The sequence below is a fragment of the Bradyrhizobium betae genome, assembly GCF_050632175.1.
In the GTDB taxonomy this organism is placed as follows: Bacteria; Pseudomonadota; Alphaproteobacteria; order Rhizobiales; family Xanthobacteraceae; genus Bradyrhizobium; species Bradyrhizobium betae_B.
In genome coordinates this window covers 330294-354062 of record NZ_CP192576.1, presented here as the reverse complement: position 1 = coordinate 354062, position 23769 = coordinate 330294, and the positions used below count along the sequence as shown (strand labels likewise).

The window sequence follows — 23769 nt, the reverse complement described above, 5'->3', positions numbered from 1 at the left end:
GCGACCGTCAGACTTTTTCGACTTCGGGACGGCCGAGCAGGCCGGTCGGCATGAAGATCAGCACGACGATCAGGATCGAGAACGCCGCGACGTCCTTGTACTCGACCGAGAAATAGGCCGACCAGAACGTCTCGATCAGGCCGATCGCCAGACCGCCGAGCATGGCGCCCGGCAGCGAGCCGATGCCGCCGAGCACGGCGGCGGTGAAGGCCTTGATGCCGGCGACGAAGCCCATGAAGAAATCGACCAGGCCGTAATAGAGCAGGTACATCAGGCCGGCGACGGCTGCGAGCGCGGCGCCGATCACGAATGTCATCGAGATGGTGCGGTCGACGTCGACACCGAGCAGCGCCGCCATGGTCTGGTCCTGCTCGCAAGCGCGCATGTCGCGCCCGAGCCTCGTGTGCGACACCAGCCAGGTGAAGATCGCCAGCAGCACGATGGTGGTGACGACCACGATGATCTGGATGTTGGAAAGCTGGATCACGAAGCCGTCCGCGCTCTCGTGCAGCGTATAGCCGCCGGTGATGACGGGCGGGATCGGCTTGACGCGCGCGCCCTGTGCCACCTGCGAGTAGTTGGTCAGCACGAAGGACATGCCGATCGCCGACAGCATCGGGGCGAGGCGGAAGGAATGCCGCAGCGGCCGGTAGGCGATGCGCTCGATGGTCCAGCCATAGAGCGCGGTGATCGCCATCGAGACCAGCAGCACGATGAGCAGGATCACCGGGATCGCGGTGAGCCCGGTCGAGATCAGGAGCAGGAAGGTGATGAGGGCGATGAAGCCGCCGATCATGAAGACGTCGCCGTGGGCGAAGTTGATCATGCCGACGATGCCGTAGACCATCGTGTAGCCGATCGCGATCAGGCCGTAGATGGAGCCGAGCACGAGGCCGTTGATGAGCTGCTGGGCGAAATAATCCATAGGCTGCCGTTACCCAAACCTGACGCGGCTCAAAGGGAGCTCTTTGAAGATTTTCTCGGGCCCCGGCAGCCCATGAGCATTCACAGGGTTTTGTAACAGGAGGGAACTGGCGGCCGCAACTGGTCAGGGCTCGGCATAAAGGCTTGTACAGGGTGATTTCGTGACGGATGTCGTATGGAGGTTCCGGTGGGAGCGAGGAACCGGGTTTCTGTAGCAACCAAAGTTGGTATCGGCCGTTATCTTCACACTGAACGTCCAACAAGGGAGTTTCCCGATGACGAACCAGCAGAACCAGAATCCCGGCCAAGGCCAGCAGGGTCAGAATCCCGGTCAACAGGGTGGCGGCCAGAAACCCGGCCAGCAGCAGCAGGATCCGCAGCGCCAGGGCGACAAGCCCGGCCAGCAGGGTGGGCAGCACCGTCAGGACAACAAGTAATCTGGGAGCCCTGGACAGAAGGCTCGCGAAGAGGCCCCGCCGAAAGGCGGGGCTTTTCTTGGGCCCGCTTCTTGGGCCGCGCGGTCCACAGGGCAGTTAAGGTAAACAAAGGGTTTAAATTGCCGCCATAGTCTGATGCGAGTTAGCTCTCCGCAAAGCCTTACCTCGAAGGCACGTAGCAGGCGAAGCGGGAAGCGGCATGTTCAGGAATTGGCGGATTGGCTCGGTCAACGGCGCGCTGGTGGCCGCCTATTTCATCCCGGCCTGGACGCTGGTCGCCTTCAACATCATGGTCGCACCGGTGCACGGCCTCTACGAGCGGCCGAGCGTCGCGGTGGCGCTGTTCCTCAGCGACCATCTCCAGATGGCTGGGATGGAGACGGTACGCGCGGCCTGGCTGCTGGCGCTCGGCCGGCTGACCGTCGTGGCGTTCTTTGCGATCTCCCTTGTGCTTCTGTGCATCCCGCGCGTCCGCAAGGGCGGCGGCAGCGACGAGGCGCTCGGCATCGCGCTGGCGATCGGCAGCCTGATCTCGTTCGCCAGCATGGTGATGGCCTCGAAGGTCGGCGAGTTGGCCGCTCTCCGCCTGCACGCCACGGAGTTGCTGTTGCTGCTCGGCGCTGCCATCGTGGTGGTGATCGAACGGCCTGCGCCGGCGCCGAAGTCCGTCGAGGCCCAAGCGCCGCTAGCTCTTGAGCAGGCCGAGCTCCTGCACAATCGCTGAGGCTTCCTTGATGGCGTGGTTCACCGCCGGCACGCCGCAATAGATCGCCTGCTGCAGCAGGATTTCCTTGATGTCGTCGGGGGTGAAACCACCCTCGGCGAGCGCCGCGCGCACATGCAGGCGGAACTCGTCCCATTGCCCGAGCGCGACCATGGTGCCGATCACCAGCACCCGCCGCGTGCGCTCGTCGAAATGCGGCCGTGTCCAGATCTCGCCCCAGGCATAGCGCGTGATCATGTCCTGGAAGTCGGTGTTGAAGGCGTTGCGGTTCGCGACCGACTTGTCGACCCAGGCATTGCCGAGCACTTTTCGGCGCATGGTCATGCCGGCGTCGCGGCGCTTCTCGTCGTCCATTCTATCCTCCCTCCGTCATTGCGAGCGCAGCGAAGCAATCCCGAATCTTTCTGCGGAGACAGTCTGGATTGCTTCGCTGCGCTCGCGATGACGATCGTGATTAGCGCTGCGTCAGGAATCCCACCACCGCGTCGGTGAACGCGTGCGGCTGCTCGACATTTGAAATGTGGGCGGCGTCGATGATGGTCATGCTGGCGCCGGGAATGTTGGAGCGGATCAGTTCGCCCGCCGAGATCGGCGTCGCCTGGTCGTGGCGGCCGGCAATCACCAATGTCGGGCTCTTGATCTTGGGCAGCAGCGCGCGCTGGTCGAGCGTGGACAGCGCTTCGCAGCAGGCCAGATACCCCTCGACCGGGGTGGCGAGCAGCATCGATTTCATCTTCGCGGTGATGTCAGGCTCGCGCTCGCGGAAATCCTGCGTCAGCCAGCCCGCAATGACGGCATCGGCGACGGCGGCGATGCCGCCTTTCTTCACGGCGTCGATGCGCTCCAGCCATTTGGTCGGCTCGGCGTAGTAGCAGGAGGTGTTGGCGAGGATGAGCTTGCCGAACCTCTCAGGCGCATTCGCGCCCAGCCATTGCCCGACCATGCCGCCCATCGACAGGCCGCACCAATGCACCTTCTCGATGTTTAGGTCGTCGAGGATCGCCAGCACGTCGCGGCCGAAGCGCTCCATCGTGTACGGCGCGGGCGGGACGTTCGACTTGCCGTGGCCGCGACGGTCGTAGCGGATGACGCGGAACACCTGCGTCAGCGCCTTCATCTGCGGCTCCCACATCTGCAGCGTGCAGCCGAGTGAATTGGAGAGCATCAAGGTCGGCCCGCCGTCGCGGCCCTCGACGGAGACGTTGATCAGGCAACCGTCGGCATCGATCATGGGCATGCGGCGTCTCCGTTTTATTCTCGCGCTTCTATTCGCGATCGAGGCTGTCGAGCAGGCGGTCGATCAGCGCCTGCGAAGCCCCTTGATAGGCCATCGGCTCGAACAATGCCGCAATTTTTTCCGGCGAAAGATGCGCGGTGACGAGCGAATCGGCCGCGAGAATTTCGCGCAGATGCTTCTTGCCGGCAACCGCGCGCTTGCTCGCGGCCTCGATCAGATGGTGCGCATCGCTCTTGCCGATCTTGTCGGCCAGCGCAAAGGTGACGGCCTCCGCCATGATCAGCCCGTGCGTCGCGTCGAGATTGCTGCGCATGCGCGCCGCGTCGACGTCCAGCCCTTCGGCGATGTCGACGATGGCGGCAAGCGCGCCCGAGGTGACCAGCATCAGTTGCGGCAGCGTCGGCCATTCCGCGTGCCAGGGGCCGGCGCTACGCTCGTGATCCTGCACCTGGGCCGCGAAAATCGTCGCGGCGAGCTGCGGGGCCATGGTCGCGCAGCCCAGCGCGCTTGCGGCGGCGACCGGGTTACGCTTGTGCGGCATGGTCGAGGAGCCGCCGCGGCCTTCGCCGGCGGGCTCGAACGCTTCGCCGACATCGGTCTGCATCATCAGCGAGACGTCGCGCGCGATCTTGCCGCAACTGCCGGCGAGAATCGCAAGACACGAGGCCGCCTCCGCGATCCGGTCGCGATGGGTGTGCCAGGGCGCCTCGGGGAGCGGCAGATCCAACTCTTGAGCCAGCCGTTCGGCCACCGCAAGCCCCTTGTCGCCGAGGGCGGCAAGCGTGCCGGCGGCGCCGCCGAATTGCAGCGCGAGGCCCTCGCGGCGCAAGCGCCGCAAGCGGCAGCGGGCGCGGGCAAGGCTGGCGGCATATTCGGCGGCTTTCAGCCCGAACGGCATCGGCAGCGCGTGCTGGAGCCAGGTCCGGGCCACCATCGGGGTGTTGCGATGCGTCCGTGCCAGTGCGGCAAAACCCTTGATGGCACGGCTGAGGTCGGCATCCAGCGCGTCGATGCCGGCGCGAAGCGTCAGCATGGTCGCGGTGTCGATGACGTCCTGGCTGGTCGCGCCCCAATGCACGTAGCGTGCAGCCTCCGCATCGGCCTTGCCGACATTGGCGGTCAGCATCTTGACCAGGGGAATGGCGAGGTTGCCGGAGCGCGTCGCGGCCTCGGCCAGGGCGTTCCTATCGAAGGAATCGGCCTTGCAGGCAGCGCTGATCGGGCCCACTGCGGACCCCGGAATCACGCCCGTGGCGGCCTCGGCCCGTGCCAGGGCTGCCTCGAAATCGAGCATGTTCTGCAGGGTAGACCGGTCGTCGCAGACGGCGCGCATGGCCGCGCTCGACAGCATCGGCGCGAGCAGGGGGAGAGGGCTGTGCTCATGTTGCGCGCGACCTAACCATCATGGCCCGGCTGTGCCAATCCAAAACCGACAGCACAAGACTTATTGCGGTTGCGAATATGCATTGCACGTGGCCGAGGGCCACCCTTTCCTTTGCGGCTTCTGTGCGTTACTTGAGCACTATTATTCTGACACGGTCCAAGCTCGATATCCCGGGAGGTACCCCATGGCCATGACAATGAACGGCGAAGTCCAGCTTGCGGCGCCGCGCGAGGCTGTGTGGGAGAAGCTCAACGATCCCGCGGTGCTGAAGGCCTGCATTCCCGGCTGCGAGGAGCTGGAGAGGACCGACGACGGCGGCTTCCGCGCAACGGCAAAAATGAAGGTCGGCCCGGTCTCGGCCCGCTTCAAGGGCAAGGTCACGCTAAGCGATCTCGACCCTCCGAACGGCTACAAGATCTCCGGTGAGGGCGAAGGCGGGGTGGCCGGATTCGCCAAGGGCGGCGCGGTGGTCAAGCTGGCGGAGAAGGACGGCGGCACGCTGCTCTCCTACGAGGTCGAGGCGCAGATCGGTGGCAAGTTGGCGCAGCTCGGCCAGCGCCTGATCAACGGCACCGCCAAGAAACTGGCCGACGAATTTTTCGCGAACTTCGCCAAAGCGGTACAGGGCTGAAGGCTATCGCCTTTCGTCATGGCACCTTGCGTCCGGGGTGATGTTGCCCCCGGGCATAATGGCCCATATGATGGGTTGGAAGAATTATAAGAACCGCTTCGACGGGACCCGTCGGGGCGCTGATAGAGAGTGCTTATGGCAAAAATCTCCCTCATCGTGAACGGCAATCCTGTTACCGCCAATGTCGACCCCCGCACCCTCCTGGTGCAATTCCTGCGCGAGAATCTGCGCCTGACCGGCACCCATGTCGGCTGCGACACGTCGCAGTGCGGCGCCTGCGTCGTGCATCTCGACGGCAAGGCGGTGAAGTCGTGCACCACGCTGGCCGTGATGGCCGATGGCCACGAGGTCAAGACGATCGAGGGGCTGGCCGCCGACGGCGCGCCGCTGCATCCGATGCAGGAAGCTTTCCGCGAGCACCATGGCCTGCAGTGCGGCTTCTGCACGCCGGGCATGATCATGACGGCGATCGACATCGTCCATCGCAAGGGCAACGAGCTCGACGATCACACCATCCGCGAGGAGCTGGAAGGCAATCTCTGCCGCTGCACCGGCTACCAGAACATCGTCGCCTCGATCTCCGCCGGCGCCAAGGCGATGGCGAAATCCGACCTCGCGTAAACCGGTATTCTCGCGCATCCCGCGATCAGGACATTCAGATGTACGAATTCAAATATCATCGCCCCGGGACTGTTCGGCAGGCGGCCAATCTCTTGGTGAAGAACGAAGACGCCAAGCTGGTCGCCGGCGGCCACACGTTGATTCCCGTCATGAAGCAGCGCCTCGCCAGCCCGCCGCATCTGGTCGACCTCTCCCATATCGAGGGGCTCAACACGATCGAGATGAAGGGACGCGCGCTCGTGATCGGCGCCACCGCCAAGCATGCCGAGGTCGCAAGCTCCGCGATCGTCGGTGAAGCCATTCCGGCGCTGGCAGATCTCGCCAGCCAGATCGGCGATCCCGCCGTGCGCCATAAGGGTACGATCGGCGGCTCGCTCGCCAATAACGATCCGACCGCGGATTATCCCGCCGCCGTGCTCGCGCTCGGCGCCACCATCGTCACCAACAAGCGCCGCCTCAAGGCCGAGGAGTATTTCCAGGGCCTGTTCACGACGGCGCTCGAAGCCGACGAGATCATCACCAAGGTGATGTTCCCGCTGCCGAAGAAGGCGGCCTACATCAAGTTCCGCAACCAGGCCTCGCGCTATGCGCTGGTCGGCGTGTTCGTGGCGCGGCGCCCCTCAGACGTGCGGGTTGCCGTCACCGGCGCCGGCTCCGAAGGCGTGTTTCGCGTCACCGCGTTCGAGGAAGCCCTCAAGAAGCGCTTCTCGGCAAAGGCGCTCGATGGCATCGAGGTGCCGGCGGACGGCCTCAACAGCGACATTCACGGCAGCGCCGATTACCGTGCGCACCTCATCGGGGTGCTGACGCGGCGCGCCGTCGATGCCGCCAATGCCAAGGAGTGAGTGACCTCACTCCTCGGCCCAAACATGTCCCCCCGGTGAGGGCGTAGCGAGACTGGCTTTTTAATGACTTCAGCTGCCAATTCTTCCGGTGCTTTGCCGGCATCGGTCGATGCGATGCTCGAGCTTCTGACGTCGCGCGGTTATCTCGCCGAGCGGTCGCTGGCGACGGTGACTTATCTGTCGTTGCGCATGGGCCGGCCGCTGTTTCTCGAGGGCGAAGCCGGCGTCGGCAAGACCGAGATCGCGAAGGTGCTGTCGGCAGCGCTGGGGCGCAAGCTGATCCGCCTGCAGTGCTACGAGGGCCTCGACGTCTCCTCCGCGGTCTATGAGTGGAACAGCGCCGCGCAGATGATCGCGATCCGCATGGCGGAAGCGGCCGGCGATACCGATCGCGACCAGCTCTCGTCCGATATCTTCGCCGACCGCTACATGATCAAGCGGCCCTTGCTTCAGGCGCTGGAGCCTGACGTCGCGGGGCCGCCGGTGTTGCTGATCGACGAGCTCGATCGCGCCGACGAGGCGTTCGAGGCGTATCTTCTGGAGATCCTCAGCGACTTCCAGATCACGATTCCGGAGTTCGGCACGGTAAAGGCGCCGAGCCCGCCGATCGTCATCATCACCTCCAACCGCACCCGCGAAATCCACGACGCGCTGAAGCGGCGCTGTCTCTATCACTGGGTCGATTATCCCGCCGCCGAACGCGAGCTCGCCATCGTCAAGTCGCGCGTGCCCGGCATCTCCGCGAAGCTGTCGCAGCAGGTCGTGCGGTTCGTGCAGGCCCTGCGCAACCAGGACTTCTACAAGTCGCCGGGTGTCGCCGAGACCATCGATTGGGCCACCGCCTTGTCCGAGCTCGACGCCCGCTCGCTGACTCCGGAAGTGGTCGGCGACACGCTGGGCGCGCTGCTCAAATACCAGGATGACATCACCCGCATGCAGGGCGACACCTTGCAGAAGGTGTTGAAGGAAGCGACGAGCGAGAATTGATCTCGCGCCACAACTGAGCTCGTCATTCCGGGGCGCGCCCTTGGGCTCGCCGCCCACGCGGCGCCCCGGAATGACGAGAAGATGAGTACCACCATGGCCATCAACCACCTGGCACCCGAGCAGACCGAGCAGTTCGCCGACAACATCGTCGGCTTCGCCCGTGCGCTGCGTTCGGCCGGCATGCCGGTGGGGCCGGGGGCGGTGATCGACGCCATGAGCGCGCTGCAGGTGATCGATATCGGCAATCGCGGCGACGTCTTCACCACGCTGGAGGCGATCTTCGTCAAGCGGCATGAGCATGCGCTGATCTTCAAGCAGGCCTTCAGCCTGTTCTTCCGCGCCTCCGAAGAGTGGAAACACATGCTGGATTCGGTGCCGTTGCCGGACCAGGCCAAGAAGAAGCCGCAGGCCGGCTCCCGCCGCGTGCAGGAGGCGATGTCGAAGCCGCAGATGACGGAGACGCCGCAGCACCAGGAGCAGGATCTGCGTCTGTCGGTCTCCGACAAGGAAATCCTTCAGAAGAAGGATTTTGCCCAGATGAGCGCGGCCGAGATCACCGAGGCCCTGCACGCCATCGAGCGGATGCGGCTGCCGCAGGCTGAGCTTCTGACGCGCCGGCACCGCCCCGATCCACGCGGGCTTCGTCTCGACCTGCGCCGGACGCTGCGGGCATCGCTGCGTACCGGCGGCGACATCATCGACATCCATCATCTCGGGCGGATCGAGAAACCGGCGCCGATCGTCGCGCTGCTCGATATCTCGGGGTCGATGAGCGAGTACACCCGCCTGTTCCTGCATTTCCTCCACGCCGTCGGCGACGCCCGCAAGCGCGTCTCGGTGTTCCTGTTCGGCACCCGACTCACCAACGTCACCCGCGCGCTGCGCCAGCGCGATCCGGACGAGGCGCTGGCGAGCTGCTCGGCTTCGGTCGAGGACTGGGCTGGCGGCACCCGCATCTCGGCCTCGCTGCACAACTTCAACAAATTGTGGGCGAGGCGGGTGCTGAGCCAGGGTGCTATTGTGCTGCTGATTTCGGACGGGCTGGAACGGGAGGCCGATTCCAAGCTGGCCTTCGAGATGGACCGGCTACACCGCTCCTGCCGCCGGCTGATCTGGCTCAACCCGCTGCTCCGGTTCGGCGGCTTCGAGGCCAAGGCGCAGGGTATCAAAATGATGCTCCCGCACGTTGACGAATTCCGCCCGGTACATAATTTGAGTTCGATCCACGAGCTGATCAGCGCGCTGTCCCGGCCGCTGCCGCCGCAACATCGCAGCCTGATCCGCTCCGTAGCCTAAAGAGGCCACCCATGCTCGATCGTGACGAGGATATCCTGAAAGCAGCGGAAGACTGGCAGAAGGCCGGCCACGGCGTCGCGCTGGCGACCGTGGTGGAGACCTGGGGGTCGGCGCCGCGTCCCGCCGGCTCGAGCCTGGTCATCAACGACGACGGCACCTTCCTGGGGTCGGTCTCCGGCGGTTGCGTCGAGGGCGCCGTGGTCACCGAGGCCATGGACGTGATCCAGAGCGGCAAGCCGCGGATGCTGGAATTCGGCGTCGCCGACGAGACCGCCTGGAATGTCGGGCTGTCCTGCGGCGGCACCATCCGGGTCTTCGTCGAGAAAGTCGGCTAGCCGTGAAGCTCGATATCCTGCACGAACTCAATGCCGAGCGCGCCGCGCGCCGGCCGGTCATTCTGGTGACGGACACCGAGAGCGGCGAGCAGCGCCTGGTCAAGGCAAAGGACTTCGCGAAAGATCCTCTGGGCGCCGAACTGGACAAGCAGCTTCGCATGGGCAAGAGCGCCAATGTCGAGGCCGGCGGCAAGGAACTGTTCCTCAACGTCTACGCGCCGACCGCAAAGCTCGTCATCGTTGGCGCGGTCCATATCAGCCAGGCGCTGGCGCCGCTGGCGCGCTCGCTCGGCTACGACGTGACCGTGGTCGACCCGCGCACGGCCTTTGCGAGCCCGGAGCGCTTCCCCGACATTCCGCTGGTCGCCGAGTGGCCCGACACGGCGCTGCCGCCGCTCAACGTCGACCATTACACGGCTTTCGTCGCGGTGACGCACGATCCGAAGATCGACGATCCGGCGCTGCTGCACGCCTTTGAACGCGACTGCTTCTACATCGGCGCGCTCGGCTCGCGGAAGACGCACGCCAAGCGCGGCGACCGGCTGCGGGCGCAGGGCGCAAAGGATTCCGACATCGCGCGGATCCACGCGCCCATTGGCCTTGCGATCGGCGCGGTCTCGCCGTCCGAGATCGCAGTGTCGATCATGGCCGAGATCACGGCGGTGCTTCGCCTGCCACCGAAACAAAGAGAAGAAGCGGCATGAAATTCGGACCGGCGACCCCCAAGGATGCGATCGGCGGGGTGACCGTCCACACCCTGCGTCAGGGACCGCTGGTGCTGAAAAAGGTACGACCATCGGCGAGGCCGAGGTCGAGGCATTGACGCGCGCCGGCATCAAGGATGTCGTGGTGGTGCGCATGGAGGAGGGCGACGTCTCCGAGGACGTTGCGGCCGCCAGCATCGCGCTTGCCGTCGGCGGCGAGGGTATTCACGTCGAGCGCGCCTTCACCGGCCGCGCCAATTTGTTTGCCGCGCGCCCGGGCGTGCTGGTGATCGACCGCGGCGCGGTCGACCGCATCAACAATATCGACGAGGCCATCACCTTTGCGACGCTGTCCGCCTACAAGCCGGTGGTCGAGGGCGAGATGGTCGGCACCGTCAAGATCATCCCGTTCGGCGTCGAAGGCAATTTGCGCGATGCCGCGGTGAAAGCGGCGGGCCGCGACGTGCTGAAGATCGCGCCCTATGTGATCAAGCGCGTCGGCATCGTCTCGACGCTGCTGCCGGGCCTGTCCTCCAAGGTGATCGACAAGACGCTGCGCGTTACCGCCGAACGGCTCGCGCCGGCCGGCGCCAGCATCATCGCCGAGCGACGGGTCCAGCATGAAGAGCACGCGCTGTCGGCCGCGATCAAGGAAATGCTCGGCCTCGGCGCCGAACTCGTGATCGTGTTCGGCGCGTCCGCGATCGCCGACCGCCGCGACGTCATCCCGGCGGCCGTCACGGGCATCGGTGGCGAGATCGAGCATTTCGGCATGCCTGTCGATCCCGGTAACCTGCTGCTGATCGCGCGGGCCGGTGGCGTGCCGGTGCTGGGCGCGCCGGGCTGCGCGCGCTCGCCGGTCGAAAACGGGTTCGACTGGGTGCTGATGCGGCTGCTTGCCGGCATCAAGGTGACGCGGTCCGAGCTGATGGGCATGGGCGTCGGCGGCCTTCTGATGGAGATCGTGACCCGGCCCCAGCCGCGCGCCAAGCCGGAGATCGAAGGCAACAACGTCGCAGCCATCGTGCTTGCGGCGGGACGCTCGACCCGGATGGGCGGGCCGAACAAGCTGCTGGCCGAGCTCGACGGCAGGAAGCTGGTGCGCATTGCCACCGAGCAGGCGCTGGCCTCGAAGGCATCCGAGGTGATCGTCGTCACGGGCCACCAGACCGAGCTGGTCGAGCAGGCGCTCGAAGGTCTGAAAGTGAAATTCGTCCGCAACCCGGATTTCGCCGGCGGCATCGCAAGCTCGGTCAAGGCTGGTATTGCCGCCGTGCCGGAGACGTGCGACGGCGCTGTGATTTGCCTCGGCGACATGCCGTTGATCGATGCCGGCCTGATCGACCGTCTGATCGACGGCTTTGCGCCGGACCGTGGCAATCTCATCGTTGTCCCCGTCAGCGAAGGCCGTCGCGGCAATCCCGTGCTGTGGGCGCGCCGCTTCTTCAACGAATTGATGACGCTGGACGGCGACGTCGGCGCGCGGCACCTGATCGCCAGACATGCGGAGGCAGTCGCGGAGGTCCCTGTGGAAGGCGAGAGCGCTTTTCTCGACATCGACACGCCGCAGGCGCTGGAAGCGGCACGGCGGGGCTAGTGCAGTAGGGTGGATTAGCGAAGCGTAATCCACCACGGTGTCTCAGCGGAAACAAAAGAGGTGGATTGCGCTTCGCTAATCCACCCTACGGCGTCTCCCGATCGTCCGATTTCAACTCCCCGTTCACCATCTGGAAACGACCGCCTCTTAGAGTGCTCGCCACCTGCCTTGGGGGGAGGGGTTTTCCATGGCTTCCAACGTCGTCGCGCGCCGCTGCGCGATGTTTTTCTTTGCGCTGTCGGTAAGTGTCGCTGGCGCCCGTTATATCACACAGGCTCACGCCGCCGGCGCGTTTGCTGTCGGCAAGTGCGGCGCCTACGGCCAGGCCTTCGATTACGGTGCCGAGCACGACGCCCGCGCTGCGGCGCTCAAGCAATGCAAGGGCGATTGCACGACCGTGACGATGAAGCGCGCCTGCGCTGCGATGTCGGTCGATATGGCCAATCCCTGCGGCGCCTATGGCTACGCCGTCAAGCCGAAGATCTCGGCTACGCTCAATGCCGCCACGCGCGAATGCTACAAATATGGTGGCAAGGAATGCGTGATCCGGGCCTGGGCCTGCGACGCGAAAGGCTGATTCCTCTTGGCTGATTCCTCTTGGCTCATTCAGCGGCGATGAATAGCATTGCTCAGGGAATGACAGTCGAGGATAGGCATGCAGTTCGACACCAAGATCGCCGTCGTGATCCGCAACGATCTTCAGGCTTGGCAGAAGCTCAATGTCGCGGCCTTTCTTACCAGCGGTATTGCCGCGGCGTTCCCGGAATGCATCGGCGAGCCCTATGAGGACGCCTCAAGCACGACATACCACGCGTTGATCGGCCAACCGATCCTGATCTACGGCGCCGACGGTCCCGCATTGTCGCGTGCGCTCGATCGTGCGCTGACGCGCAGCGTCAAGCCGGCGCTCTATACCGAAGACATGTTCAAGACCACGCATGATGCCGCCAATCGCGAGGCGGTGAGGGCGGTGGCACGCACGGACCTCAATCTCGTTGGGATCGCGATGCGCGCCGACCGCAAGGTGATCGACAAGATCGTCGATGGGCTGAAGTTCCATAGCTGATCCGGCCCCGCGCGATGCGCTGCGGTCATCGCAATGTCATGATAACGCGAGCGCTGCGCAAACTTTGTGCGGTTTGACTCCAATCAAGGGTGAACTGTCAGGCCGCACTAGTCTGCTCCGCATATTGCAATGGAGCCGACACATGCCGACCATGAAAGCCGCAATCGTCAGACAATTCGGCAAGCCGCTGGTGATCGAAGACGTGCCGGTGCCGCAGCCCGGTCCCGGCGAGGTGCTGGTCAAAGTGAAGGCTTGCGGCGTTTGCCACACCGATCTGCACGCCGCCTCCGGCGACTGGCCGGTGAAGCCTGTGCCGCCCTTCATCCCCGGCCATGAAGTGGCCGGCATCGTTGCCGCGCTCGGACCCGGTGTGAAAAATCTGAAGGTCGGCGATGCCGTCGGCGTTGCCTGGCTGCACGATGCCTGCATGGCTTGCGAATATTGCGAGACTGGCTGGGAGACGCTATGCGAGCACCAGCACAACACCGGCTACAGCGTGAACGGCGGTTTTGCCGAGTATGTCATTGCATCGTCCGCCTTCGCCGCAAAGCTGCCGGCGTCGGTCGACTTTGCCGCCATCGCGCCGATCCTGTGCGCTGGCGTCACCACCTACAAGGGTCTGAAGGAGACGGATGCGCGGCCCGGCGAATGGGTCGTGATCTCGGGCGTCGGCGGGCTCGGTCATGTCGCTATTCAATACGCCAAGGCAATGGGGCTGAAGGTCGTTGCCGTCGATATCGCCGAGGACAAGCTCAAGCTCGCGCGCGAGACCGGGGCTGATCTCGCGGTCAACGCGCTCGAGGCCGATGCCGTCGACAAGGTGTTGGCCGCAACCGGAGGCGGGGCCCACGGCGTGCTGGTGACGGCGGTGTCGACCGCAGCCTTTGCACAGGCGCTGAAGATGGTGCGCCGGAAGGGCACCGTCAGCCTCGTCGGCCTGCCGCCGGGCGAATTCCCGACGCCGATCTTCGACGTCGTGCTCAAGCGCATCACCGTGCGCGGCTCCATCGTCGGCACGCGGCGCGATCTCGACGAGGCCATCGCCTTCGCCGCTGACGGCAAGGTCAAGGCCGAGGTGGCGAAGGTGCCGCTGGCGCAGATCAACGACGTCTTCGACCGCATGAAGGCCGGCAAGATCGACGGCCGCATGGTGCTCGATTTTGGCTAGCGCCTCAGGCTGGCGGCATGCCCGCGAATTTCGGCAAGGTCGGATCGAGATGATCCCAGCCGTGTCCGCGCGCTGCGTAGGTCACCACTTGCGGCTTGTAGCGGGCGGGCTCGTCGAGGCTTGCAGCACGGATGGTGAAGATGTCGGGCATCGCGGCAAACGTCATGTATACCGGCAAGCCGCACTCGGCGCAGAAGGCACGCGTCTTCACGTTGCCGCTGTCGCCGACCATGTCCCAGTGCTTCGCCTCGCCCGTCAGCGTGACGCCGGCGCGCGCGAACGTGGCGTACGAGCCGTGGCCGCTGCCGCTCTCCCGCTGGCAGTCCCGGCATTGGCAGTGATTGCTGAACAGCGGCTCACCCGCAATCGAATAGCGGATCGCGCCGCAGGCGCAGCCGCCGGTATAGGGCTTGTCCATCGCGATGATGCCTTACTCTTCTTCGCTGCTGATCTCGTCGAGCTGGCGGACGACCTTCTTCCAGCCTCCGCTCATGCCCGTGTAGGCCGACTCGTTCCTGGGCAGGACGAAGCCCGCATGAACCAGGCGGATCCGCGTGCCGGCTTCAACCGGGGTAAGGGACCATGTCACGACGGTGTCGAGCGGCGCGCCGTAACCGGTGTTGCGTGCATCGCCGCCTTTCCAGGCGTAGACGAGGCGGCGGTTCGGTACGACCTCCAGAACCCGGCAATGGATGACGCCGTCCCAGGCGCCGCCCGGCGTCGTCTGGTAGGTGAAAGTGTTGCCTTCGACGGCCTCGAAACCGGTCGGCGGCATTAGCCAGCGCGCGATCAGTTGCGCGCTGGTCAGCGCCTTCCAAATCGTCTCGGGCGCGTGAGGGAGGACCTCGTCGAGGACGATGTCTTTTGTCTCGGCTTTCAACTCGGATGCACTCACGGATCGATCTCCTTCAAGAGGTCACGCAGGTTCTGGAAGCGCTCGCGCCAGAACACGCCGTAATGGTCCATCCAGGTGACCAGCGGCTCGAGTCCTTGCGGCGCGGCGCGGTAGTAGACGTTGCGGCCCTCGGCGCGCTCGGCGACGAGGCCGGCCTGCTTGAGGGACTTCAGGTGCTGCGAGATCGCGCCCTGCGTGACGCCGCTGCCACGGGTCAGTTCGGCGACGCTGATCTCCTTACTCTCGAACACGCGCTCGAACACGGCGCGGCGGGTCGGGTCCGCGAGGGCGCGCATGACGGTCGTTATGGGATTTGGGGCGGCTTCGATCATGCAAATAGATTAGCAGAAGCTAATGCATTAGCAAATGCTAATTCGTCGGCTCGACGAGTCTGGTCTGCGATTGACTATGACTGACTAGTCAGTCATATTTGAGGAATGACAAAGAAGCCGACCAGGTCCGTCAAATCATCTGCAGCCGGCGAGGCGGCGCCCGCCTCGAACCGCGCCGCACGCGCGGCTGAGCGGCGCGCGGCGATCGTGGATGCGGCGATGGAGGAGTTCATCGCGCGCGGCTTTGCCGCGACACGGCTCGACGACATCGCAAAGCGCGCCGGGGTCGCCAAGGGCACGATCTACCTGCACTTCAAGGACAAGGAATCGATGTTCGAGGAACTCGTGCGCACCGTGATCGTGCCGGTGGTCGCGCGGCTGACTGCGCTGCCTCCGCCGACCGGCTCGGTACGCGACCTCGTCGAGGCCTTCGCCGGCGACTTCCTCAAAGAGGTGATCGGGACCAGGCGCGGCGATCTGGTGCGTCTGATCGTGGCGGAGGGGCCGCGCTTTCCGTCCGTTGCCGATTTCTACTACCGTGAAGTGGTTTCGCGGGGGTCGCCGCCATGCGCGCGCTGATCGAGCTCGGCATTGCCCGCGGCGAGATCCGCGAGAAGAACCTCGCACGTTATCCGCAAATCCTGGTCGCGCCCGCGATGATCGCGGTGATCTGGCAGGGCCTTTTTGCGCGACATGCGCCGCTCGACGCCCAGGACATGCTGCGCGTCCATCTCGATTTGATTTTTGGCGAACGGAGGGCGACATGAGGTCGTCGCAGGCGTTTTCTAGATTCGCATTGGCCATCGTGCTCGCAACCGGCCTTGCCGGTTGCAAGGAGAAGCGCGATCCCGGCTTTCAGGGCTGGGTCGAGGCCGACATGATCTTCGTCAGCCCGGACGAAGCCGGCCGGGTGACGAAGCTCGGCGTTCGCGAGGGCGACCAGGTCAAGGTCGGCGACGCCCTCTATTCCGTCGATGACGATCTGCAGTTGGCCGATCTCAACCAGACCAAGGCGACGCTGGCGAACGCACAGCAGACCTATGACCGTGCGGCCTCGTTGAGCAAGACCGGTTCGGGCACGCAGGCTAATCTCGACTCCGCCGTGTCGGCCTTGCGCGTGGCGGAAGCGCGGGTGGTGACGTCGGAGACGCGGCTGGCGCGGCGCAAGGGCTTTGCGCCCGTCGCCGGCACCATCCAGCAGATCTATTTCCGCGAGGGCGAGATGGTGGCGGCGCAGCGGCCGGTGCTCTCGATCATGCCGCCAGGCAACATGAAGCTGCGCTTCTTCCTGCCGGAGACCGAACTGCCGAAGCTTGCGATCGGCGACACGGTGCGAGTCGCCTGCGACAATTGCGCCGCCGATCTCACCGCAAAGATCTATTTCATCGCGACCTCGGCCGAATATACCCCGCCGGTGATCTACAGCCTCGAGGAGCGCAACAAGCTCGTCTATCTCATCCAGGCGCGGCCGTCGCGCCCCGATGCGCTGCGCGTGGGCCAGCCGATCGACGTCAATCTCAATCCCAAGAATCCTGAAAATAAGACTCCGGTGGCGGACAAGCGATGAGCGGCGATAGCGGCATCGCGATCGACGTCAAGGGCCTGACCAAGTCGTTCGGCGGCCGCGAGGTCGTGCACGATCTGTCGATGCAGGTGAAACGCGGCTCGATCTACGGCTTCCTCGGGCCGAACGGCTCCGGCAAGACCACGACCATCCGCATCCTCTGCGGCCTGCTCACGCCCGACAGCGGCGAGGGCACCTGCCTCGGCTACGACATCCTGAAGGATTCCGAAAAGATCAAGCGTCAGGTCGGCTACATGACCCAGCGTTTCAGCCTCTATCAGGACCTCTCGGTGCGCGAGAATCTGGAATTCGTCGCGCGGCTCTATGGCCTCGCCGATGCGCGCGGCGCAGCGCGCGAGATGATCAAGCGGCTCGGGCTGTCGGGCCGCGAGGAGCAGCTTGCGGGCGAGCTCTCCGGCGGCTGGAAGCAGCGGCTGGCGCTGGGGGCCTGCACGCTGCCCAGTCCGAAACTGCTGCTGCTCGACGAGCCCACCGCCGGCGTCGACCCCAAGGCGCGGCGCGATTTCTGGAACGAGATCCACGCGCTCGCGGCCGACGGTCTCACCGTGCTGGTCTCGACCCACTACATGGACGAAGCCGAGCGTTGTCACGAGATCGCCTATATCGCCTACGGCCATCTCCTTGCGCACGGTACGGTGGAAGAGGTGATCGCGAAGTCGGCGCTCTCGACCTACACCGTGACGGGCGAAAACCTGAACGAACTCACGGCCGCGCTTGCCGGCAAGCCCGGTGTGGATATGGTAGCGCCCTTCGGCACCTCGCTGCATGTTTCGGGGCGCGACGTCGCCGCGCTCGAAGCCAGCATCGCGCCGTGGCGCCAGCGCAGCAGCCTGCATTGGCAGACATCGCCGCCATCGCTTGAAGACGTGTTCATCGAACTGATGGGCCGCTCCAAGGACAATTTTCAATGAGCGCCGTCGATCAACCGGCCCCGGTGCATGAAATCCGCGAACGCTTCGGCTTCCTGCGGCGCTCCTATGCGATGCTGATCAAGGAATTCATCCAGCTCAAGCGCGACCGCGTGTCGTTCGCGATGATCGTGATGCTGCCGGTGATGCAGCTCATGCTGTTCGGCTATGCCATCAACACCACGCCGCACAATCTGCCGAGCGCCGTGCTGCTCCAGGAGGATTCAGATCTCGCTCGCTCGATTTTGAAGGCGATGGAGAACACCAAATATTTCCGTTTCATCTACGAAGTGCACGACGTTGACGATTTCGACAATCTCCTGAAATCGGGCAAGGTGCTGTTCGGGGTCGAGATCCCGCGCGGCTTCGAGCGGGCGGTGCGGCGCGGAGACCGGCCGGCGCTTCTGGTCGCGGCCGACGCCACCGACCCCGTGGCGGCGAGTGCCGCGCTCGGTTCGCTCGGCATGCTGGTGCAGACCGCGCTCAAGCACGATCTCTACATCGGCGATCCTCCGGAGATGCCGTTCGAGATCCGCGCCCATGCGCGCTACAATCCCGCCGCGTCCTCCAGCCTCAACATCGTGCCCGGTCTCGTCGGCACCATCCTGACCATGACCATGCTGATCTTCACCGCGCTCTCGGTCACGCGCGAGGTCGAGCGCGGCACCATGGAGAGCCTCTTGTCGATGCCGATCAGGCCGATCGAGGTGATGTTCGGCAAGATCCTGCCCTATGTGTTCGTCGGTTTCGTCCAGGCTTTCCTCATCATCGGCATCGGTGTCACGCTGTTCGGAGTACCGCTGCTCGGCAATGTTTTCCTGCTGGCGTTGCTGTCGACACTGTTCATCGCCACCAATTTGTCGATCGGCTACACCATCTCGACGCTGGTGCAGAACCAGCTCCAGGCCATGCAGATGTCGATGATGTTCTTCCTGCCGAGTATTCTGCTCTCCGGCTTCATGTTTCCGTTCGCCGGCATGCCCGCCTGGGCGCAGTATGTCGGTGAGTGCCTGCCGCTGACCCACTACCTGCGCATCGTCCGCGCCATCATGCTGAAGGGCGCGAGCATGCAGAATCTGCACTTCGACACGTTGGCGCTGGCGACCCTGATGCTGGTCGCCATGACGGTCGCCGTGACGCGCTTCCGCCGCACGCTGGATTGAGGCAAGATGCCCCTGAATCGAAGGGGGCGAAATGGTCAGGTTTGCGAGCAGGAAGACGCGGCAGCATGCCGTCTTGTCTGAAGATTTCGAGCGCGAACTGACGCGGGAAGTGCTTCGCACCGAGCTGTTGCGGGTGCGGGCGCTGATCATGACGGGCTGCGTCCTGATCTTGTTTCTCACCGCGATGTACCTCGTCGACCCCGCCGTCGTGAACCGGGTATGGCGCGGAGCGGAGGGGCTCGCCGAAGTCTACGGCCTGTTGATCGGTTTCATCCTGTTCGAGGTCTGGGTCCATACCCAGATCAGGAAGAACCTCAAGCTCGATCGCGATCTGCCGGTGATCCGGCGCTATATCGGCGCCTTGATCGAGACGTCGTTGCCGACCGTGATCCTGATCCTCCAGATCCGGTCCATGGGCTCGACCCAGGCGCTCGGCTTCGCCGTACCGCTGATCTATTTCATCTTCGTCATCCTCTCGACCCTGCGGCTCGATTTCTACCTGTCCACCTTCACTGGCCTTGTCGCCTCGGCCGAGCTGTTCGTCGTCGCGCTGATCTATGATCCCGCGAGCGTAAGCGGCGAACCGCAGACTTATTTTCACGCAGTGCGCAGCACCATCATCCTGATCTGCGGCGTGCTCGCGGGCTCGGTCGGTGCGCAGTTGCGGCGGCAATTTGCCGCGAGCATTGCCGCCGCCACCGCGCGCGATCGCGTGACGAACCTGTTCGGCCAGCACGTCTCGCCGCAGGTGGTGGAACGGCTGATGGCGGAAGGCACCAGCGCGGCCGGCGACCTGCGCCGCGTCGCCGTGATGTTCGTCGATTTTCGCGGCTTCACCGCCGGCGCACAGTCGCGTACCCCGCAGGAGGTGGTCGACCGGCTCGACGGCGCCTTCGCGGTGCTGGTGGACGTCCTCGACCGCCAGGGCGGCATCGTGAACAAGTTTCTGGGCGACGGCTTTCTCGCGCTGTTCGGCGCGCCGCTGGAAGCTTCCGATGCCGCGCAACGTGCAGTCGCTGCCGGCCGCGAGATGCTGACCGCGATGGAGCGCATCAACGCGCAGACCAGCTGGCCGCTGCGCATCGGTATCGGCATTCATTTCGGCGAGGTCGTGGCCGGCAATATCGGCTCGCCCCGGCGCAAGGAATACACGGTGATTGGCGACACCGTGAACTTCGCCTCGCGGCTTGAGGCGCTGAACAAGGAGTTCGGCTCGCAACTGCTGATCTCCGCGACGGTGCGTGAGGCGCTCGGCGACGACGGCAAGGATGCCGTCGCGCTCGGCGAGGTCGAGGTGCGCGGCTATGAGCAGAAGGTGGCGGTTTATCAACTGGGTTGACGCGTTTCGAGACGAGCGCGCTTTGGATACTTGAATCGTCCGAGCGTCGCGTCTGACGCTCCGTCCACCATTGCTCCGATTGCTCCGAATTTTTGGGCATGACGGACGATACCACCGGCTTGTAGATTGCCGGCGATGCGGCCGATCGCGGCCGCGACTGTCATGAGGAAGTGACGATGCAGCGCCGCTACATCACCGTCGACGTGTTCACTGATCGCGCCTTCGGCGGCAACCAGCTCGCCGTTGTGCTCGACGCCGGCGGACTGTCGACGCAGCAGATGCAGGCGATCGCAACCGAGTTCAACTATTCCGAGACGACTTTCGTGCTGCCGCCGCGCGACAAGGCGAACGATGCCGAGGTGCGCATCTTCACGCCGGTGAGGGAGCTGCCCTTCGCCGGCCATCCCAATGTCGGCACCGCCTTCGTGCTGGCGACGCACGCGAAAGAACCGAAGCCGCGGCTGCTGTTCGAGGAGAAGGCGGGCCTCGTGCCGGTGGATATCGTTCGGGAGCAGGGACGGGTGGCCAGCACCGAACTCACGGCGCCGCAGCCGCTCTCGCGGCTTGCGCACTGTTCGGCCGACGAGGTCGCAGCCTGCATTTCCCTGACCGCGGCCGACATCGTGCTCGATCACCACGCGCCGCAAATTGTCAGTGTTGGAACGCCTTTCGTGGTGGCGGAAGCGCGCTCGCGCGAGGCCGTTCGCCGGGCGAAGCCCGACGCCGCGGCGTTTGCCCGGATGCTGCCGCGCGACGGCGCGTTCTCGGTTTATTTCTACACCCGCGAGGTGCCCCCCGCGGAGGCGCCTTGCGAACGGCAGGCGCGCATGTTCTTCCCCGGCGCCAGCGGCCTGATCGAGGATCCAGCCACCGGCAGCGCGACGGTCGCGGCCGCCGCATTGTTCGCCGATCTGGATCCCATGCGCGACGGCGAGCTGAAGCTCACCATCGGCCAAGGCTTCGACATGGGCCGGCCGAGCCTGCTCCTGACGCGAGTGCGCAAGCAGGACGGCAAGACCGTCTCTGCGCATGTCGGTGGCAGTTGTGTGCAGATGATGGAAGGGACGTTCCGGCTGGCTAGGGAAGAGTAGGATCGCGTTTCCAAATTCGTGCTGCACGCCGCCACGTAGATCCGCCATCCTGAGGTGCGAGCCCCTGCGAGCCTCGAAGGATGCGCGGCCGAGATGCCCCACCGGTGGCACGCCGTCGTCCTTCGAGGGCCGCTGAAGAAGCGGCCACCTCAGGATGACGGCTACGGCTACACTTGCCGCCCCACCAGGTTCTTCACCGTCACCCCATCGCGCTCCTCGATCACTTCCGCGATCATCTGGCGGTGGCAATGGCTGTGGTCGCGCTCGTAGCAGAGCAGGCATACAGGGCCCGCCTTCTTTACCAAGGCCGCGAGTTCGTCCATTTGCTCCCGGGCTTGAGGCGTTTTCAGGTGCTTTGAGAAAATCTTCTCCAGCACGTCGTACTGTCCGCTGCGCGCGGCGAGCCGGCCCTCTTTCGGCGTGCCCAGCGCGGCGAGATGGACGTAGGCGATGCCGCGTTCGTCGAGCCCTGCGGCAAGCTGCTTCTTGGAAAAGCCCGGCCGGCGCGATGACGTCACCGCGCGCACGTCGACCACGAGCTTAACGCCGGCTTCTTCCAGCTCGTCCAGCACCGCCTTGGGCGGCGTCTGCTCATAGCCGATGGTGAAGAGCTTTTTGCCTTTGCCATGCCGCGTCCTCAGCTTACCCGCGCGATCAGTTCCATGGCGCCGTGCGGCGCTCGCACCTTGCCCTCGTGGATGACATAGGCGAACACATCGCGCGGCTCTTTCTTCGGCTTGGCCTTGTCGACCTTCGGCAGATCGTCGGGTTCCCCGCCCGCGGCCCAGGCCTGAAGGCGCTCCGCCCAGGCGTCCAGCTGCTTCGGCGGATAGCAGGTTTTGATGTCGTCATTGCCTTTCTGCAGCCGCGCATAGACGAAGTCGCTCGCGACATCGGCAACCGCCGGATATTTGCCGTGCTCTGCGAACACCACGGGCGTCTCGAATTCGCGGATCAGTGCGATGAAGTCAGGCGTGCAAAAACTGTCGTGGCGGACTTCGACGACATGGCGTAGCGCGCGCCCCTCGAGCTTGCGCGGCAACAGCTCCAGGAACTTGCCGAAATCGGCGCCGTCGAATTTCTTGGTCGGCGCGAACTGCCATAGCACCGGCCCGAGCCGGTCGCCGAGTTCCAGCACGCCGGAATCATAGAATCGCTTGATGGAATCGCCGGCCTCGCCGAGCACGCGGCGGTTGGTCGCAAAGCGCGGCCCCTTCACCGAGAACACGAATCCGTCCGGCACTTCGCTGGCCCATTTGCGAAAGCTCTCCGGCTTCTGCGAGCCGTAATAGGTGCCGTTGATCTCGATCGAAGTCAGCTTCGAGGCCGCGTAGGACAGCTCCTTCGCCTGCGTCAGCTTCTCCGGATAGAACACGCCGCGCCAGGGCTCGAAGGTCCAGCCGCCGATGCCGATGAAGATGTTGCCGGATTTTTGGACGCGGTTTTTGCTTTGGCCACGGAGGATCTCGCATCGTCGGGGGAGGGACCTCATCCTAGTCAAACGAGTTGTGATTGGCCAGTTGCCGCGGCCCGTCTAAGCTCGCAAAACGGTCTGCGAAAAAGGAGAACAAGATGCGGAGGCTGATGCTGGGAGCGGCGCTCGTCATGATGACATCTGCTGCCATGACACGAGCTGCCATGGCTGACGATGACGATGCGAAAGGGGCGCAGAAGCTCGCCATGCAGGGCCGCGACGACTACTGGCATTGCCTGGCGCGGGAATATTCGCGCCACAGCAATCAGGGCCTCTCGGAACAGGATTTTGGCCGCTCGGTTGCCGGCGCCTGTCCGTCGGAACGGCAATATTACCGGGTCGCGTTGCTGGATTATCTCACCACGCAATATCCGGCCATCGATGCCGGCGCTCATCTCGCGACCGCGAACAGGGCAGTGGAGTCGGCGCAGAAGGATGTCGTGACGGCCTTCGTCAAGCACAGGCCGCCGGCCAGGTAGGGAGTGGCGAATGGCGAGTGGCAAATAGGGCACGACCACGGCTGCCTTGTTCGCTCCTCGCCATTCGCTATTCGCCCCTTCCGGCCCCGCGCTCATCCATGATATTACCGCGCGATCTGGAGCAAGGGATGGGTTTCCATGTCGTCTGAGTCGGTGGGTGGCATTCTGGGCGCGATCGTCGCGGCGATCGTGCTTGCGGTCGCCGTCGTCTTCGGGCCGATCGGCCAGTACGGCAAGCCGCCCAAACCGGCGAAAGTCGAGCCTGCTCCTGCTGTGGCGCCGGTGGCACCCGCCGCACCCGTACCGCGTGGTCCGGTGATCAAGGAAGTCCCGAACTAGCGGCGGCCCCAAAATCGGGGGCCTTTGCCCCCTTGAAAAGCGGTATTGCCGTCCCCATCTAGCTTGTAACGGCGACGTTGAGCGGAAAACTCCGGCGCTGGGACGACCTTGGAATAGCATGGGCTCGCGCCGGATGTACGCGCGGTCCGCCGTTCCGGGGTCGTTGGCATTTTGAGGCCCCTTTTGGGCCGTTTCCCCTCGAAAATCC

General features: G+C 64.7%; 28 protein-coding genes and 2 pseudogenes. 21 read left to right on the top strand and 9 right to left on the bottom strand.

The annotated features are described in order from the left end of the window. Positions 1–7: 7 nt before the first annotated feature. A complete protein-coding gene (locus ACQ86E_RS01880) occupies positions 8–925 on the bottom strand; it encodes an ABC transporter permease subunit (protein ID WP_431203956.1) in 918 nt (305 codons plus the stop codon). Positions 926–1199: 274 nt separating this feature from the next. Between ACQ86E_RS01880 and ACQ86E_RS01875 the strand changes: the two genes are divergently transcribed. Both ACQ86E_RS01875 and ACQ86E_RS01870 read left to right on the top strand, forming a co-directional pair. Beyond that, positions 1200–1361, top strand: a complete 162-nt coding sequence (locus ACQ86E_RS01875) for a hypothetical protein (RefSeq protein ID WP_431203955.1) — start codon at positions 1200–1202, stop codon at positions 1359–1361. A gap of 199 nt (positions 1362–1560) precedes the next feature. Further along, the gene (locus tag ACQ86E_RS01870) at positions 1561–2085 is read left to right on the top strand and encodes a hypothetical protein (RefSeq protein WP_431203954.1); all 525 of its coding nucleotides are present in this window, start codon (positions 1561–1563) and stop codon (positions 2083–2085) included. Here the strand turns inward: ACQ86E_RS01870 and ACQ86E_RS01865 are convergent. From ACQ86E_RS01865 to ACQ86E_RS01855, 3 genes are all read right to left on the bottom strand, one after another. After that, positions 2047–2439: a carboxymuconolactone decarboxylase family protein gene (locus tag ACQ86E_RS01865; protein WP_431203953.1), complete on the bottom strand. Its 393-nt coding sequence runs from the start codon at positions 2437–2439 to the stop codon at positions 2047–2049. The two genes, ACQ86E_RS01870 and ACQ86E_RS01865, sit on opposite strands and share 39 nt — an antisense overlap. Positions 2440–2539: 100 nt before the next feature. Further along, complete coding sequence (pcaD, locus tag ACQ86E_RS01860) at positions 2540–3322, bottom strand: 3-oxoadipate enol-lactonase (RefSeq protein ID WP_143840671.1); 783 nt, start codon at positions 3320–3322, stop codon at positions 2540–2542. Between the two features lie 28 nt (positions 3323–3350). Then, positions 3351–4673 carry a 3-carboxy-cis,cis-muconate cycloisomerase gene (locus ACQ86E_RS01855; protein WP_431203952.1) on the bottom strand — a complete coding sequence of 441 codons (1323 nt, stop codon included), beginning with the start codon at positions 4671–4673 and terminating at the stop codon, positions 3351–3353. Positions 4674–4890: 217 nt separating this feature from the next. On the opposite strand from ACQ86E_RS01855, the gene ACQ86E_RS01850 reads away from it, so the two are divergent. The 11 genes and pseudogenes from ACQ86E_RS01850 (at position 4891) to adhP (ending at position 13956) form a co-directional block, all read left to right on the top strand. After that, entirely contained in the window at positions 4891–5337 is a 447-nt protein-coding gene (locus ACQ86E_RS01850; RefSeq protein WP_015685124.1) for an SRPBCC family protein, read from the top strand. Between the two features lie 135 nt (positions 5338–5472). Continuing rightward, positions 5473–5958, top strand: coding sequence for a (2Fe-2S)-binding protein (locus ACQ86E_RS01845; protein WP_008137528.1), 486 nt, complete (start codon positions 5473–5475; stop codon positions 5956–5958). 38 nt (positions 5959–5996) lie between these two features. Beyond that, entirely contained in the window at positions 5997–6803 is an 807-nt protein-coding gene (locus ACQ86E_RS01840; RefSeq protein WP_431203951.1) for an FAD binding domain-containing protein, read from the top strand. A gap of 63 nt (positions 6804–6866) precedes the next feature. Further along, the gene (locus tag ACQ86E_RS01835; RefSeq protein WP_431203950.1) at positions 6867–7790 is read left to right on the top strand and encodes an AAA family ATPase; all 924 of its coding nucleotides are present in this window, start codon (positions 6867–6869) and stop codon (positions 7788–7790) included. A 93-nt stretch (positions 7791–7883) separates the two neighbouring features. After that, the gene (locus ACQ86E_RS01830; RefSeq protein ID WP_431203949.1) at positions 7884–9086 is read left to right on the top strand and encodes a vWA domain-containing protein; all 1203 of its coding nucleotides are present in this window, start codon (positions 7884–7886) and stop codon (positions 9084–9086) included. Positions 9087–9097: 11 nt separating this feature from the next. Next, positions 9098–9421 carry an XdhC family protein gene (locus ACQ86E_RS01825; RefSeq protein WP_015685128.1) on the top strand — a complete coding sequence of 108 codons (324 nt, stop codon included), beginning with the start codon at positions 9098–9100 and terminating at the stop codon, positions 9419–9421. Between the two features lie 2 nt (positions 9422–9423). Further along, the gene (locus ACQ86E_RS01820) at positions 9424–10125 is read left to right on the top strand and encodes an XdhC family protein (protein WP_431203948.1); all 702 of its coding nucleotides are present in this window, start codon (positions 9424–9426) and stop codon (positions 10123–10125) included. After that, positions 10122–11722, top strand: a pseudogene (locus tag ACQ86E_RS01815) (NTP transferase domain-containing protein). Before ACQ86E_RS01820 ends, ACQ86E_RS01815 begins: the two are co-directional and overlap by 4 nt. 187 nt (positions 11723–11909) lie before the next feature. Beyond that, a complete protein-coding gene (locus tag ACQ86E_RS01810) occupies positions 11910–12299 on the top strand; it encodes a DUF4189 domain-containing protein (protein ID WP_431203947.1) in 390 nt (129 codons plus the stop codon). Positions 12300–12377: 78 nt separating this feature from the next. Further along, a complete protein-coding gene (locus tag ACQ86E_RS01805; protein WP_431203946.1) occupies positions 12378–12788 on the top strand; it encodes a DUF2000 family protein in 411 nt (136 codons plus the stop codon). 142 nt (positions 12789–12930) lie between these two features. After that, positions 12931–13956, top strand: coding sequence for an alcohol dehydrogenase AdhP (adhP, locus tag ACQ86E_RS01800; RefSeq protein WP_431203945.1), 1026 nt, complete (start codon positions 12931–12933; stop codon positions 13954–13956). A 4-nt stretch (positions 13957–13960) separates the two neighbouring features. Here adhP and ACQ86E_RS01795 read toward each other — a convergent pair whose 3' ends face one another. Genes ACQ86E_RS01795 through ACQ86E_RS01785 form a run of 3 tightly spaced genes read right to left on the bottom strand, consistent with a single transcriptional unit; the run spans position 13961 to position 15183 of the window. Further along, entirely contained in the window at positions 13961–14374 is a 414-nt protein-coding gene (locus ACQ86E_RS01795) for a GFA family protein (protein ID WP_431203944.1), read from the bottom strand. 12 nt (positions 14375–14386) lie between these two features. Beyond that, the gene (locus ACQ86E_RS01790; protein WP_431203943.1) at positions 14387–14851 is read right to left on the bottom strand and encodes an SRPBCC family protein; all 465 of its coding nucleotides are present in this window, start codon (positions 14849–14851) and stop codon (positions 14387–14389) included. Next, positions 14848–15183: an ArsR/SmtB family transcription factor gene (locus ACQ86E_RS01785; protein WP_212023706.1), complete on the bottom strand. Its 336-nt coding sequence runs from the start codon at positions 15181–15183 to the stop codon at positions 14848–14850. The genes ACQ86E_RS01790 and ACQ86E_RS01785 overlap by 4 nt, the downstream gene beginning before the upstream one ends. A 105-nt stretch (positions 15184–15288) precedes the next feature. Here ACQ86E_RS01785 and ACQ86E_RS01780 point away from each other — a divergent pair. From ACQ86E_RS01780 to ACQ86E_RS01755, 6 genes and pseudogenes are all read left to right on the top strand, one after another. Continuing rightward, positions 15289–15950: pseudogene (locus ACQ86E_RS01780) on the top strand (TetR/AcrR family transcriptional regulator). Further along, positions 15947–16750 carry an HlyD family secretion protein gene (locus ACQ86E_RS01775; RefSeq protein WP_431203942.1) on the top strand — a complete coding sequence of 268 codons (804 nt, stop codon included), beginning with the start codon at positions 15947–15949 and terminating at the stop codon, positions 16748–16750. The pseudogene ACQ86E_RS01780 and the gene ACQ86E_RS01775 overlap by 4 nt, the downstream one beginning before the upstream one ends. Then, a complete protein-coding gene (locus ACQ86E_RS01770) occupies positions 16747–17679 on the top strand; it encodes an ABC transporter ATP-binding protein (RefSeq protein WP_431203941.1) in 933 nt (310 codons plus the stop codon). The genes ACQ86E_RS01775 and ACQ86E_RS01770 overlap by 4 nt, the downstream gene beginning before the upstream one ends. Continuing rightward, on the top strand, positions 17676–18839 hold the full coding sequence (locus ACQ86E_RS01765; protein WP_431203940.1) for an ABC transporter permease: 1164 nt from the start codon (positions 17676–17678) through the stop codon (positions 18837–18839). The genes ACQ86E_RS01770 and ACQ86E_RS01765 overlap by 4 nt, the downstream gene beginning before the upstream one ends. Before the next feature lie 31 nt (positions 18840–18870). Next, positions 18871–20178: an adenylate/guanylate cyclase domain-containing protein gene (locus ACQ86E_RS01760; RefSeq protein WP_431203939.1), complete on the top strand. Its 1308-nt coding sequence runs from the start codon at positions 18871–18873 to the stop codon at positions 20176–20178. Between the two features lie 176 nt (positions 20179–20354). Then, positions 20355–21269, top strand: coding sequence for a PhzF family phenazine biosynthesis protein (locus tag ACQ86E_RS01755; protein WP_431203938.1), 915 nt, complete (start codon positions 20355–20357; stop codon positions 21267–21269). A gap of 167 nt (positions 21270–21436) precedes the next feature. Here the strand turns inward: ACQ86E_RS01755 and ACQ86E_RS01750 are convergent, their stop codons facing one another. After that, complete coding sequence (locus tag ACQ86E_RS01750) at positions 21437–21910, bottom strand: DUF488 family protein (RefSeq protein ID WP_431206370.1); 474 nt, start codon at positions 21908–21910, stop codon at positions 21437–21439. After that, entirely contained in the window at positions 21907–22761 is an 855-nt protein-coding gene (locus tag ACQ86E_RS01745) for a DUF72 domain-containing protein (RefSeq protein ID WP_431203937.1), read from the bottom strand. Before ACQ86E_RS01745 ends, ACQ86E_RS01750 begins: the two co-directional genes overlap by 4 nt. A gap of 80 nt (positions 22762–22841) precedes the next feature. Here ACQ86E_RS01745 and ACQ86E_RS01740 point away from each other — a divergent pair, with 80 nt between their 5' ends. Further along, positions 22842–23222, top strand: coding sequence for a hypothetical protein (locus tag ACQ86E_RS01740; protein ID WP_431203936.1), 381 nt, complete (start codon positions 22842–22844; stop codon positions 23220–23222). 138 nt (positions 23223–23360) lie between these two features. After that, positions 23361–23561: a hypothetical protein gene (locus ACQ86E_RS01735; RefSeq protein WP_431203935.1), complete on the top strand. Its 201-nt coding sequence runs from the start codon at positions 23361–23363 to the stop codon at positions 23559–23561. Positions 23562–23769 lie beyond the last annotated feature (208 nt).